At 68.1% G+C, this 13,517-nt stretch carries 12 protein-coding genes; 9 read left to right on the top strand and 3 right to left on the bottom strand.

The window, feature by feature from the left end:
- The first annotated feature begins 171 nt into the window (after nt 1-171).
- Nucleotides 172-1,083: a LysR family transcriptional regulator gene (locus AC6CR5_RS16065; protein WP_026384067.1), complete on the top strand. Its 912-nt coding sequence runs from the start codon at nt 172-174 to the stop codon at nt 1,081-1,083.
- Between the two features lie 7 nt (nt 1,084-1,090).
- Here the strand turns inward: AC6CR5_RS16065 and AC6CR5_RS16060 are convergent, their stop codons facing one another.
- A complete protein-coding gene (locus AC6CR5_RS16060) occupies nt 1,091-2,005 on the bottom strand; it encodes a LysR family transcriptional regulator (RefSeq protein ID WP_026384068.1) in 915 nt (304 codons plus the stop codon).
- A gap of 73 nt (nt 2,006-2,078) precedes the next feature.
- Here AC6CR5_RS16060 and AC6CR5_RS16055 point away from each other — a divergent pair, with 73 nt between their 5' ends.
- From AC6CR5_RS16055 to argE, 4 genes are all read left to right on the top strand, one after another.
- Nucleotides 2,079-3,278, top strand: coding sequence for a pyridoxal phosphate-dependent aminotransferase (locus tag AC6CR5_RS16055; protein ID WP_026384069.1), 1,200 nt, complete (start codon nt 2,079-2,081; stop codon nt 3,276-3,278).
- 106 nt (nt 3,279-3,384) lie between these two features.
- A complete protein-coding gene (locus tag AC6CR5_RS16050; protein ID WP_020926441.1) occupies nt 3,385-4,992 on the top strand; it encodes a thiamine pyrophosphate-binding protein in 1,608 nt (535 codons plus the stop codon).
- A gap of 63 nt (nt 4,993-5,055) precedes the next feature.
- Entirely contained in the window at nt 5,056-6,018 is a 963-nt protein-coding gene (locus AC6CR5_RS16045) for a Bug family tripartite tricarboxylate transporter substrate binding protein (protein ID WP_006386005.1), read from the top strand.
- Nucleotides 6,018-7,178: an acetylornithine deacetylase gene (gene argE / locus AC6CR5_RS16040; protein ID WP_498084711.1), complete on the top strand. Its 1,161-nt coding sequence runs from the start codon at nt 6,018-6,020 to the stop codon at nt 7,176-7,178. Before AC6CR5_RS16045 ends, argE begins: the two co-directional genes overlap by 1 nt.
- Nucleotides 7,179-7,194: 16 nt before the next feature.
- On the opposite strand, the gene AC6CR5_RS16035 is transcribed toward argE, so the two are convergent.
- A complete protein-coding gene (locus tag AC6CR5_RS16035) occupies nt 7,195-8,166 on the bottom strand; it encodes a DMT family transporter (RefSeq protein ID WP_035182098.1) in 972 nt (323 codons plus the stop codon).
- Nucleotides 8,167-8,337: 171 nt separating this feature from the next.
- On the opposite strand from AC6CR5_RS16035, the gene AC6CR5_RS16030 reads away from it, so the two are divergent.
- The 4 genes from AC6CR5_RS16030 (at nt 8,338) to dsbG (ending at nt 12,921) form a co-directional block, all read left to right on the top strand.
- Entirely contained in the window at nt 8,338-9,534 is a 1,197-nt protein-coding gene (locus AC6CR5_RS16030; RefSeq protein ID WP_047991814.1) for a CaiB/BaiF CoA transferase family protein, read from the top strand.
- 80 nt (nt 9,535-9,614) lie between these two features.
- Complete coding sequence (locus AC6CR5_RS16025) at nt 9,615-10,574, top strand: Bug family tripartite tricarboxylate transporter substrate binding protein (protein ID WP_172999951.1); 960 nt, start codon at nt 9,615-9,617, stop codon at nt 10,572-10,574.
- Between the two features lie 44 nt (nt 10,575-10,618).
- Entirely contained in the window at nt 10,619-11,824 is a 1,206-nt protein-coding gene (gene acdA, locus AC6CR5_RS16020; RefSeq protein WP_058665770.1) for a 3-sulfinopropanoyl-CoA desulfinase, read from the top strand.
- A 329-nt stretch (nt 11,825-12,153) separates the two neighbouring features.
- A complete protein-coding gene (dsbG, locus tag AC6CR5_RS16015) occupies nt 12,154-12,921 on the top strand; it encodes a thiol:disulfide interchange protein DsbG (protein ID WP_020926449.1) in 768 nt (255 codons plus the stop codon).
- A 16-nt stretch (nt 12,922-12,937) separates the two neighbouring features.
- Here dsbG and AC6CR5_RS16010 read toward each other — a convergent pair whose 3' ends face one another.
- Nucleotides 12,938-13,414, bottom strand: a complete 477-nt coding sequence (locus AC6CR5_RS16010; RefSeq protein ID WP_035200608.1) for a hypothetical protein — start codon at nt 13,412-13,414, stop codon at nt 12,938-12,940.
- Nucleotides 13,415-13,517 lie beyond the last annotated feature (103 nt).

Genomic DNA, 13,517 nt, shown 5'->3' with positions numbered 1-13,517 from the left:
CGGTTCTGGGCCGCGGCGAATGGCGAAATGCCGGCGCGGTCTGCCATGATGCCATTTCCGGATCGCGCATTGAAGGCCCGCGCCGGGCAGGGGGCCGATGTATATACTCACTCGACATTTCAAGCGGCTCGTCTTCCGGCGGCCGTTCTCGATGCAAGGGGACCGTCGACAATGACAGACAAGGCCGCCAAATCCCTGTCGTTGAAGCAATTGGAACTGTTCATCGCGCTGGCGTCCTCGGACAACATCGCCAGCGCCGGCGCGCGCCTGGGGATGACGCCGTCGGCGACAAGCCATGCGCTCAAGACGCTGGAACTGACGCTGGGCGCGCCGTTGATCGACCGCAATGTCACCGGCGTCCAGCTGACCTACGCGGCGCAACAGATCCTGCCGCACGTGCGCGACGTGTTCGCGTCCCTGCAGGTGGTGCGGGCCACGGTCAGCGCCAGCGCGGGGCTGCGCGCCGGGATGCTGACGCTGGGATCGCTGGGCGCGAGTTCGTCGTTGAATATCCTTCCGCAGTTGCTGGAGATGTTCAAGGCGCGCTATCCGGGCGTCGACGTCTTCGTCACCGAAAAGCCCGATCCGGAAATGGAGCGCGCCCTGATCGAGCGCCGCATCGAGATCGGCGTGGTGGCGCTGCCCAAACCCGACTTCGATACGCTGCCCCTGGTGTCCGACGAACTCATGGTCGTGCTGCCGCAGGGGCATCCGCTGGCCAGGCTGAGCGTGATCGGCGTCAAGGACCTGGCCGCGTATCCGCTCATCATGACGCGCGCCGGCTCGCAGCCGGTGATCACGCGCATGTTCGAGCGCGCCGGCATCACGCCGCGCATCGCCCACGATCTCTCGCAGATCATGTCGATCCTGGAGTTCGTCAGGAGAGGCCAGGGCATTTCCGTGCTGGCGTCGCTGGTGTTGCCCGAGCGCTACGACGGCCTGGTTTATCGGAAGATCGGCCCCGCGGTCAAAAGGCGCATCGGACTGGCCTGTCTGAACGAACGGCGGCTTTCCCCGGCCGCCCACGCATTCTGGACCATGGTGCGCGAGGCCGCGCCCGGCATGACGTTTCCGGTGATGTGACGGCGGCTCACGCGGTTGGCGCGTGTTTTTTCCGGCTGCGCGATTTGGCCAGTTTCCAGAACGCCGCGGCCGCGGGCGACAGCCGGCTTTCGTTGAGACAGGCCAACCCGACCCTGCGGGAAGTGAGGGGCGCGATCGCCTTGTAGACCACGCCGTCGTACCTGGCCGGCAGGGCCAGCGACGCCACCACCGAAATGCCTTCGCCGCGCGCGACGAAGTCGAGGATGGAGAGCATCTGCGACAGCTCGTGGGTCACTTTGAGCGAAACGTCGGCCCGGCTGAACATCCTGGCCACCAGCCCCTGTGAACCCGCATGCGTGAGGATGAAGGGGAACTGTGCCAGCCGCCCGACTTCGATCGTGTCCAGGCTGGCCAGTTCGTGCCGCGCCGGCACCACGGCCACCAGCTCGTCGTTGGCGATCGTCACGGTGTCGAACTGCGGCTTGGGCAGCGTGACGACGCCGATTTCAAGGCGCCGCTCTATCAGGTCCTGCACGATGTCCGCGTCGGCCTTTTCGAAGACCCTCAGGTCGATGCCCGGATACAGCTTGCGAAACTGCTGCAACAGCGGCGGCAACAGCCGCAGCGACGAGCTCAGGCCGAACGAGCCGATCTTCAGCATTCCGCTTTTCAGGCCGACGCTGGCGTTGGCCGTGGCCTGGATCAGTTGCAGGGCCGCGAACACGTCGCGCACATGCGGCAGGATCTGCTCGCCCGCATGGGTCAGTTCGAGCTGCGGCGCATTGCGGTCGATCAGCAGCACGCCCAGAGTCGACTCCAGCGCGCGCAGGGCGTGGCTGGTGGCCGAGGGCGTCATGCCGATCTTGGCGCCGGCACTGGCGATGCCGTCGGCGCTGGCCAGGGACAACAGCAGTTCCAGCTGGCGCAGGGTGGGGACCTCGGGCCCGAGGGGCGAAATCATATTGAATCCAAATTCAATTGAGATTGAATCATGTGAATTCTAGACTGATTCCACCTCGTCAGGGATTCCGCCCATGTTCGCTCCCATCATCTCCGCTCTGCGCCTTTCCCCCATCCAGGTCATGGCGGAACGAACCCGCCAGGCCATCCAGCAGGGCCACAGTGTCATCGACATGACGCTCGGCGAGCCGGATTTCCCCACGCCGCAGCACATCGGCGAGGCGGCGATCCGCGCCATCCGCGATGGTGAAACCCGCTACACCCCCATCAACGGCAGCACGCGGCTGCGTGAGGCCATCGTCGCCAAGTTCAGGCGCGACAACGGCATCGACTGCTCCATCGCCGAGATCAGCGTGGGCTGTGGCGGCAAGCAGGTCATCTACCAGGCGTTCCTGGCGACCCTGAGTCCGGGCGATGAGGTCATCATGCCGGCGCCTTACTGGGCCTCCTACAGCGATATCGTCGCCATGAATGGCGGCGTTTTGCGCCCGATCATGACGTCGCCGCAGCGCGGTTATGCGCTGTCGGCGGCCGATCTGGCGGCGGCGATCGGCCCCCGGACCAAATGGCTGGTCCTGAATTCGCCCAGCAATCCCAGCGGCACCGCCTACGACCGGGCCCAACTGGCTGAATTCGCGCAGGTCATCCGCCAAAGCCCGCACCGGGATTTCTTCATTCTGGTCGACGATATCTACGAGCACATCCTGTACGACGGACGCGCCTTCCACACCCTGGCGCAGGTGGCGCCGGACCTCGCGGATCGCATCCTGACCGTCAACGGCGTGTCGAAAGCCTATGCCATGACGGGATGGCGCCTGGGCTACGCCTGCGGGCCGCGGCACCTGATCGAGGCGATGACCAAGCTGCAGATGCAGATCAATTCACACACCTCGTCCATCTCCCAGGCCGCGGCGGTGGCCGCGCTGGAAGGGCCGCAGGACGAAGTGCGGCGGCGTTGCCAGGCCTTCCAGCGCCGCCGCGACTTCCTGCATGACGCGCTGTCCGGGATCGCCGGGCTCCATACGCCGCGGCCCGAAGGCGCGTTCTACCTGTTTCCCGACGTGCGGGCCTGTCTTGGCCGCCAAGCGCCTGGCGGCGAACGCATCGCCGACGACGTGGCCCTGGCTGCCTATCTGCTCCGAGCCGGCGTCGCGGTGGTGCCCGGCTCCGGCTTCGGCATGCCGGGCTTCCTGCGGCTGTCGTACGCGACCTCGGACGAGAACCTGCGCATCGCCGCCGAACGCATGGCGTATGCCTTGGGCAACCTGACCTGAACGCCTTGCCCGATCGGCGCGGCCGGTCGGCATTCCTGCAACAAGGGGCGCGACGAGCCGACCGCATCGGCCCCGGAACCGCGTCCCGCTTTTTCCTGGATCATCCATGTCTACCGTTTCCCAGATCATCGGCCAGCGTCTTTATGAGGCGGGGTGCCGGCACGCGTTCGGCATCCCGGGAGGGGAGGTGCTGTCGGTCATGCGCGGCCTGGACGAAGCCGGCGTGAAGTTCACGCTGGTCAAGCACGAGAACTCCGGCGGCTTCATGGCCGAAGGCGCGTTTCATCGGTCCGGCGCGCCCGGCGTGCTGATCGCGACGCTGGGGCCGGGCGTCGCCAACGCCGTCAACGTGGTCGCCAACGCGCTGCAGGACCGGGTGCCGATGTTGTTCATCACCGGCTGCGTCGACGAGGACGAGGCCGCCACCTATACGCATCAGGTGTTCGACCACGCGGCATTGATGCGGCCGATCACCAAGGCATCGCTGCGCATGTCCGCCGGCGCCGCGCAGGCCATCATCGACAAGGCGCTCGCCATCGCCATGGACGACCCGCCGGGGCCGGTGCACGTGGATGTGCCGATTTCGGTGGCCCTGCAGGAAGTCATGCCCGCCAGGGGCGCGCGGCGCGTGCCGCCGGCGCCGGTGGCGCCGGCCGATACGGACCGCTTCCAGCAAGCCCGCGCCTGGCTGGCGGCGGCCAGGCGGCCCGTGATCATCGCCGGGGTCGAGGCCCTGCATCATCACGCGCAGGCGCAGGTCGAGGCGCTGGTGCGGGAGTTGAGGATTCCGCTGATCACGACCTACAAGGGCAAGGGCATCGTGGACGAGCGCAGCGACATGGTGATCGGCGGCATGGGGCTGTCGCCATTGGCAGACCAGGTCGTGCTGCCGCTCGTCCGCGAGGCCGACGTGGTCCTGCTGGCGGGCTACGACCCGATCGAGATGCGCGTGGGATGGCGCAATGTCTGGGCCGACGACGCGCGGGTGATCGAGGTGTCCGCGACCCGCAACACCCATTACATGCACCAGTCGGCGATCTCGTTCGTCGGCGATATCAGGCACAGCCTGGCCGCGCTGGGCGCCGGGCTGGCGGGGCAGTCGCAGTGGACCGAAGGCGCCGTCGCCGATATCAAGCGCGCCATCGCCGCCATCTACCGCGCCGACGAGGAATGGGGGCCGGCCGCGATCGTCGATGTGGCGCGGGCGTTGCTGCCCGCGAACACCGTGGCCTCGGTCGACAGCGGCGCGCATCGCATCCTGTTGTCGCAAGTGTGGCAATGCCATGAACCGCGGACCCTGATGCAGTCCTCGGCGCTGTGCACCATGGGCTGCTCGCTGCCGCTGGGCATCGGCGCCAAGCTGGCCGAGCCCGAACGGCCGGTGGCCGTGTTCACCGGCGACGCGTGCCTGGAAATGACGCTGGGCGAACTGGCGACGGCCCGCGACGCGCGGGCGCCGGTGATCGTCTTCGTCTTTGCCGACGAATCCCTGTCGCTGATCGAGATCAAGCAGCGCGCCAACGGCCTGCCCAACCTGGGCGTGGATTTCGCGGGCACCGATTTCGCCGGCGTGGCGCGCGCCATGGGCGGCCTGGGATTCGAGGTCGGCAGCCGCGCCGAACTTGCCGCCGCGATCCGCGAGTCGCTGGCGTCGGATCGCTTTGCATTGATCTCGTGCCGCATCCCGAGAAAGGCCTACGACGGCCGCATCTGACCGCTGTTTCGACGACCAAGCCCCTGCAAGAGGGGCTTTTTCATAACCGGAAGGGGAAAACACATGAAGCGCCGTCATTTCATCCAGGCTTGCGCGTTGTCGCTGGCCGCCGCGTCGCGGGTCCAGGCCCAGGACCGCGTCATCCGTATCGTCGTGCCTTTCGCGCCGGGGGGCTCGGCGGACCTGATCCCGCGCCTCATCGCGGGGGCGCTGGCGGAGCGCCTCGGGCAGAGCGTCATTGTCGAAAACAGGCCGGGCGCCGGCGGCGCGGTGGGCGCCCTGCATGTATCGCGCGCGGCGCCGGACGGGCTGACGCTGGGAGTGGCCACGGTCAGTACGCATGCGATCCAGCCCGCCGTCTCGGCCAGGCCCGGCTACCAGCCCCTGCGCGATTTTTCCCCCATCTCCAATCTGGCCGACGTCCCCAACATCGTGTCGATCAATCCGCGACTGCCTGCCGCCAATCTGGTGGAGTTCGTCGCGCTGGCCAGGCGCAAGGACGGCGAGCTGATGTTCGGATCGCCGGGCGTTGGCTCGCTTGGGCACATGATGGGCGAACTCCTGGCGCAGACGACCGGCGCGCGCCTGCGGCACGTGCCGTACCGCGGCGCGGGGCCGGCCTTGCAGGACGCGATCGCCGGCCACGTCGACGTGCTGTGCGATAACCTGCCGGCCTCGCTGCCGCACGTGCAGGGCGGACGCTTGCGCGCGCTGGCGGTCGCCTGGCCGGGGCGTGTCGCGCAACTGCCCGACGTGCCGACATTTGCCGAGGCCGGCATCCCGGCGCTCAACGATCCCGCGTGGTTCGGCCTGGTCGGTCCGGCGGGCATGCCCCCCGCTTTGGTGGCGGCCTTGCAGGAAGCGGTCATGGCGGCATTGAAACGGCCGGAGGTCGCCGCCCGGATCGTGGAATTGGGCGCCGTGCCGCGCGCCAATGCGCCGGAGGAATTCTCCAGGCAGATCGGCGCCGAACTTGAAAAATGGCGGTCTGTGGCGAAACGCGCCAACATTTCCCTGGAGGCGTGATGGCATCCTCTCTTCCTGATGGCCTGCGCGCGGCCCTGTCGTGGTTGGAGCGGCTGGTGGCATGCGAGACGGTGTCGGGCACGGCATCGAACCTGCCGTTGCTGGGGATGGTCGAGGAGGCCTTGCGCGGGCTGGGGTTCCGCATCCGCTACACCTACAGTCCGGATGGGCGGCGCGCCAACTTGTATGCCAGCCTCGGCGGCGATGTCGGCGGCATCCTGCTGTCCGGGCATACCGACGTCGTGCCGGTGGCCGGCCAGGAATGGTCGCGCCCGCCGTTCGAGCTGTCGCGCGAAGGCGACCGGGTCTACGGCCGCGGCGTGTGCGACATGAAGGGATTTCTCGCCTGCGTGCTGTCGGTGCTGGCGCGGCTCGACCTGAAGGCCTTGAAGCGGCCCGTGCATGTGGCCTTCACCTTCGATGAGGAGATCGGCTGCATCGGCGTGCGCAGTCTGCTGGAGGATCTGCGCGGACTCGGCATCCGGCCCGAGGCCTGCGTGGTGGGCGAGCCGACCGGAATGGCGGTGGTGCGCGCCCACAAGGGGCGGCACGCGCTGCGGTGCCGGGTGCTTGGCCGCGCGGCGCATTCGTCCCTGAGCGGCCTGGGCGTGAACGCGGCGCAAGTGGCCTGCGCCCTGGTGGCGGAAATCACGGAGCAGGCCGGGCAGCTGGCGCAGCGGGAGGTGGACGAGGATTTCTACGTGCCGTTCTCCACCATGGCGGTCTGCCGCGTGCACGCGGGGCAGGCGGCCAACGTCATCCCGGAAAGCGCCGAATTCGACTTCGACCTGCGTTTTCTTCCCGGCGTCGATCCCGATGCCGTGCTGGCGCCGATCCACGCGCGCGCGGCCGAACTACAGCGACGCATGCGCGACAAGGTCGAGGCCTCGCGGGTCGACGTCTTCCGCCGCACCGCGGTGCCGGCGCTGGTATCCCGGCGCGACGAGGACGGCATCGTCGCGCGCCTGTTCCAGGCGGGGGCGGGCAAGGGCGGCCACGTGGCGTTCACCACCGAAGCGGGCCTGTATCAGGCCGCGGGCATCCCGACGGTGGTGTGCGGGCCGGGCGATATCGCCCAGGCCCACACCGCGGACGAGTTCATTGCGGTGGAGCAGCTGGCGTTGTGTGAAGGGGTCCTGGCGCGCCTGCTGGCGCAATGACACCGGCGGACGGAATTCAGGGTTTGCCGCCCGGCGCGCCTTCCCGCGCTGCGCGGGCCAGGCGCTGGCCGCGCAGTTCCGCCCGGCGCCGGCCGACATGCATGAGCGCCATGCCGGAAATGGCCAGGGCGGCGCCGAGGAACAGGCTCTTGCTGGTGGGTTCGTCCAGCCACAGGCTGGAGAACAGCACGCCGAACACGGGCACCAGCGTGATGTAGCCCGAAGCCGCGCCGGCGCCCAGCGCTTTGACGCCCTCGAAGTACCAGGCATAGGCGACGGCCGTGGCGCCGAAGGCCAGGGCCAGCAGGCTGACCCAGGCATCCGCCGGCGCGCCGCGCAGCGCGCCCCAGGCCGCGGTGCCTTCGAATCCGATGCTGGCCAGCAGGAGCAGCAAGGCGCCGATCACGGTGGTGACCGTGGTGGTGGTCAATGCGTCCACGCCCTTGAGCACCAGCCGGCCGATCAGCGTGTACGCGACCCAGCAGGCCACGCAGCCCAGCAGCAACAGCTCGCCGATGCCGACCGAGCCGGGCAGGGCGGCGCTCGGTCCGTTGCCGCTGATCGCGATGTAGGCGCCGATGGCCGACAGGACCATGCCCGCCAGGATCGCCGGGTTCAGGTGCTCCCTGAACAGGATGGCCGCCAGCAGCAGCGTGGCGCCGGGATTGAGCGTCACCACGATGGCGGCCTTGCCGGCCGGCACCAGCTGCAGGCTCAGCATGAAGAAGGTCGAGTAGCCGAATACGCCCGCCATGGCCGCGGCGGCCAGGCCGAGCCACTGGTTGCGCGTCAGTTTCTTCAGGTCGCGCAGCGCGGACGCGCGATGCATCCACAGCACCAGCACCACGCTGGCGAACAGGAACCGCAGGCTGGCCGCGGCCAGCGGGGCCATCGCCTGCGCAACGACCTTGCCCCAGGACCACGACGCGCCCCAGAGCGCCGCCATGCCGACCAGGCGCAAGTGCGTGGCCATCAACGTATTTTTCATTTGTGCTTCGAAGGTGAGGAGGCGGTGGCGGCGAATCGGGACGATGCAAGCGTAGTGCGTCGTGGTGGCGTTGGCAACGTCAATTCGCGCGGGGCGTTCTTGAAAAAAATCTCAATTGAAGGTGAAGGGGCCGAATTCTAGACTGCCTCGACATCAATCGTGGAGACAGGCATGCAGTCGATGATCCCCGGCGCGCTCGACGGCGTGCGCATTCTTGACCTTTCGCGCATTCTGGCCGGTCCCAGCGCCACCCAGCTGCTGGGCGATCTGGGCGCGGACGTGGTCAAGGTGGAGAAGCCCGGGGAGGGCGATGATACGCGCAAATGGGGGCCGCCCTACGTTGTCGGCAAGGATGGCCGCGACACGGACGAGAGCGCCTACTACCTCAGCGCCAATCGCAACAAGCGCTCGATCGCCATCGACATCGCCACCGAGGACGGGCGCGCGCTGCTACACCGCCTGCTGGCCCGGGCCGATGTGCTGGTGGAAAACTACAAGGTCGGCGGATTGGCCAGGCATGGACTGGACTATCCCAGCCTGCGCCAGCGCTATCCCGGCCTGGTGTATTGCTCGGTCACCGGCTTCGGCCAGACCGGCCCCTACGCCCGGCGCGCAGGCTATGACTTCCTGATCCAGGGCATGGGCGGCATCATGAGCCTGACCGGCGAGACCGATGGCACGCCGATGAAGGTGGGCGTCGGCATCGCCGACGTCATGACGGGCATGTACGCGGCGGTCGGCATCCTGGCGGCGTTGCGCCATCGCGACGCGACCGGAGAAGGGCAGCAGATCGACATTTCGCTGCTGGACAGCCAGATCGCCTGGCTGGTGAACGCGGGCACCAATTACCTCGCCAGTGCAGAGGTCCCGAAGCGGCTGGCCAACGGCCATCCGAACATCGTGCCGTACCAGGTGTTCGAGACGGCCGACGGGCCGATGATCTTGGCGGTCGGCAACGATGGGCAATTCCGGCGCTTCTGCGAGGTCGCCGGCATCGAAGCGGTGGCGCGGGACGAGCGCTACGGCACCAACATCGCGCGGGTCCGGCACCGAGAGGCCGTGTGTGAAGCCGTGCAGGCGGCGCTGCGCACCCGCCCGCGCCAATACTGGCTGCAATCGCTGGAGGCCGTGAACGTGCCGTGCGGACCGGTCAACGATCTGCGCGAGGTGTTCGAGGATCCGCATGTGCAGGAACGCGGCGCCCATCTGCGCATGCCCTGCGACTGGGCGCGCGATGGCGCGGTGAGCCTGCTGGCCAATCCCTTGAAGCTGTCGCGCACGCCGGTGTCGTACCGGCGTGCGCCGCCGCGCCTGAACGAGCACGTCGACGAGATCCTGCGCGATTGGGGCGGCGGCGCGCGGGCATAGCGCCCGCGGCCGCGGGCCGGTATCCGAAGCAGAAGCAATCAGGCCCCGATCCGAGGGCCGATCCACCAGAGGAGACAGACATGGACAGGAGACAGTTGTTGTTGCTTGCCGCGGCCGCCCCGTTCGGCAGGGCGCTGGCCGCCAGCGGATACCCCTCGCAGACGATACGGCTGGTCGCGCCGTATGCGCCGGGCGGCACCGTGGACATTCTTTCGCGGCAGCTGGCGGAGCCGCTGCGCGCCGGATTGGGCCAATCGGTGATCGTCGAGAACCGTGGCGGCGCGGGCGGGACCCTGGGCGCGGACGCGGTCGCCAAGGCCAGGCCGGACGGCTACACCATTCTCTTCGGGGCTGTGCACCATGCGATCGCGCAGTCGGTCTATCCGAAGCTGGGCTACGACATCCGCGAGATGTCCGCGGTGGGTTTCCTGGGACGGGTCAATCATGCGCTCATCGTCAACAAGGACCTGCCGGCCGGCAATGTGGCGGAACTGGTCAGGCTGCTGAAGGCGGACCCGGAGAAGTACAGCTACGCCACCCCGGGCGCCGGCACCATGCAGCACCTGATGGCGGAGTACTTCAAGAGCGTGACCGGCACCCGGATGATGCATGTGCCGTATCGCGGCTCGGCGCCGGCCATCGTCGACATCATCGCCGGCAACGTGCACATGATGTTCGAGACCATGCCGTCGGCCATCCAGCACATCCGGGCCGGCAGCGTCCGCGCCATCGCGGTTACGTCCAAGGACAGGTCGGCCAGCCTGCCCGATGTCCCCACCGCCGCGGAGAGCGGCGCCGAAAACTACGACGCGACCAGCTGGTACGGCATCTATGCGCCGCCCGGCACTCCCGCGGATACGGTCGCGTCGCTGAACCGGGCCATCAACGGCGCCTTTGCCGACGCGCCGTTCGCGCGGCGATGGGGGGAGCTGGGCGCGGACGCCGGCGGCGGCACGCCCGCCGAGCTGGCGCGGTTGACCCGGGCCGAGGTCGCGCGTTGGGCGCAAGTCGCGGGCAACGCCAACATCAAAGTGGGCTGAGCGGCGCGCGCTGCGCTTTTTTTCAGCGGCAATCAGGAGAAATCATGGTGGTACTTTCGAAGGAACAAGCGGCGCTGCGGCAGCGCGCCCGGGAGCTGGCCCAGCAGGCGTTCAAGCCGACCGCGGCGCACACCGACCAGAGCGAGCAGTATCCGTGGGACAACGTGCGCCAGTTGTGCGACCAGGGGTTCATGGGGATGACCATCCCCCGCGAATACGGCGGCCAGGGGCTCGGCCACCAGGACACGATCATCGTGGTCGAGGAAATGGCGAAGGCGTGCGCGACCATGGGCCGGATCACGGTCGAGGCCAACATGGGCGCGATCGGCGCCATCATGCGGTACGGCACGCATGAACAGAAGCAGCGGGCCGCGGCCTGCGTGCTGGCGGGCGACAAGCCGGCCATCTGCATCTCGGAGCCGCAGGCGGGCAGCGCCGCCAGCGAGATGGCGACGCGGGCCGTGCGGCATGGCGACGACTATCTCATCAACGGCGAGAAGTACTGGATCACCGGCGGCGGCGTTTCGCGCCTGCATCTGATATTCGCCCGCGTCATCGAGGATGGGGTCGACCAGGGCATCGGCGCGTTCATCCACATCAAGGACGATCCCGCCCTCCAGGACGGGCTGGCGGTCACGCAGCGGTCGTACGCCATGGGGGTCAGGGGCATCCCGGAGACCTATCTGCGCTTCACCGACCTGAAGGTGCCCAGGTCCATGCTGGTCGTGCCGCCCGAAGGACTCAAGCGCGGGTTCGCTGGGTTGATGCAGGCATACAACGCGCAGCGCGTCGGCGCCGGCACCGTGGCGCTGGGCATTGCGCAGGGCGCTTTCGAAGAGGCGGTGGCATACGTGAAGCAACGCCACCAGTTCGGCCGCCCCATTGCCGAATTCCAGGGCTTGCAGTGGATGATCTCGGACATGGCCATCCAGCTCAACTGCGCGCGGCACATGCTGTACGCCGCGGCCAACAGCGGCACGCCGGAGACTTTCGGCTTTCCGGACATCTCGCTGGCCGCGCAGGCCAAGATCGTGGCGGCCGAGACCGCGCAACGCGTCACCAACGACGCCTTGCAGCTGCATGGCTCGTCCGGCTATGGGCGCGACCTGCCGCTGGAACGCCACGTGCGCGACGCGCGCATGTTCACCATCGCGGGCGGCACCGCGCAGATCCTGCGCACCCAGGTGGCGTCATCGATCCTGGGGATGAAGCTGCCACAGACGCGCGACGGCTATATCCGGGGGCGGTGACGGCATCGCGGTCCGGCCCGGGCCTGGCGGGATTTTGTTGCAATTGTCATGGATTGCCGCCCGGCCCCTGGCATAACGGTGTTGAATCTGTCGCGGAACAGGAACTGGGGAGTCTGGCGTGCCGCTAGAGTTCGCTCCGATCGAGTCGGCATTCATGGAGACGCTGCAGCAGGCCGGCCTTGTATGACTGGATGACAGTGCTGTGGGTATCATTGATTCCCTTGGCGTTGGCGCTGGCCGCATTGGCGGCCAGCGTCGCTGGCGCGCGGCGGCCCGGATAGCCCTTCGCGCGGCCGCGCCATCCCCCGATTTCAGCAACAGGAGTCCCCATGATTCGTCCGCATGCGCCCAGCCGCATCCTTTTCGCCCTGGCCGCCATGCTTGCCGCCGCCGGCAGCCAGGCCCAGGATCGGCCCGCCGTGCTCAAGGCGCTGGAGACGCGCGGCCTGCGCGTGGTGCAGGAATTCAAGGTCGACGGCAACCTGCGCGCCTTCGCCGGCGTGGCTGGCGACCAGCCCGTGGCGATCTATGTCACCCCCGATGGCAACGCCATCGTCGGCGCGCGCCTGGATGCCCAGGGCAAGCCGCTTGACGATGCCAGGATCGAGGCCCTGGTCAGCAAGCCGATGGGCGACCAGGCCTGGGCGCAGCTGGAAAAATCGACGTGGGTGCTCGACGGCCGGAAGGACGCGCCGCGCATCATCTACACCTTCAGCGATGCCAATTGCCCCTATTGCCACAAGTTCTGGGAAGCCGCGCGTCCGTGGGTGGATTCCGGCAAGGTGCAATTGCGCCATGTGCTGGTGGGCGTGATCCGGCAGGACAGTCCCGCCAAGGCCGCCGCCATCCTGGGCGCCGCCGATCCGTCTGCCGCGTTGATCGAGAACGAACACAAGTTCGACAAGGGCGGCATCACGCCTGCCAAGAGCGTGCCCGACAACATCGGCAAGATCCTCGACGACAACCAGGCGCTGATGGTGTCGCTGGGCTTTCGCGGCACGCCGGGCATCGTCGTGCGCGACGACAGCGGCGCGCTCAAGAAGTACAACGGCATGCCGCAGGCCGGCAAGCTGGCCGAGGTGTTCGGGCCGCGCTGACGCGGCCGCGCCTGGTTCAGTACGCGCCGGCGGGCAGGACGTCCGCGAGATACGCCCCGGGGTCCGGCGCCGGATTCAGCATATGCCGTACCCAGGCGTCGCGCTCGTGCGTGGTAACCACCAGTTCCCAGACGCAGGCCAGCGCTGGCGCCTGCACCGGCGCGTAATGGCCGGGCCGCGCGAGCGGCGCCGACAGCATGCGCTGGCAGGCGATGCCGCCCGTGATCCACCAGTCCACCAGCAGCCATACGGCTTCCTGGCCCACATGCACCATGCAGAAGCCCAGGCCATGGCTGCGGGCGTCCTGCGCATGTTCAGCCAGCGCCTCGCCCGCGGCCGCGCGCGCCGCGGCGGCGAGCGCGGCATCCAGCAAGGGCGCCGGATGGCGCGCATCGTGATGAATGGCGTAGGCCTTGAGGATATGGCCGGCCAGATTCCAATTGCCCAGTGGTTCGAAGCGCCGCGGCAGATAGGGTTCGGGGGGATGGGTCATGAGAGCCGGCCGGTGGAAGGACGAGGCCATTCTACTTTGCCATCGGCCAAGGACAGTTACCGCTACTCACCACTTCCTGTCTTTTGCGTATAGCCCTGCGATA

It is taken from the genome of Achromobacter sp. EG18 (genome assembly GCF_059759395.1).
Note: the sequence above shows the minus strand (reverse complement) of the source record. Positions and strands in the feature narration are given on the sequence as shown.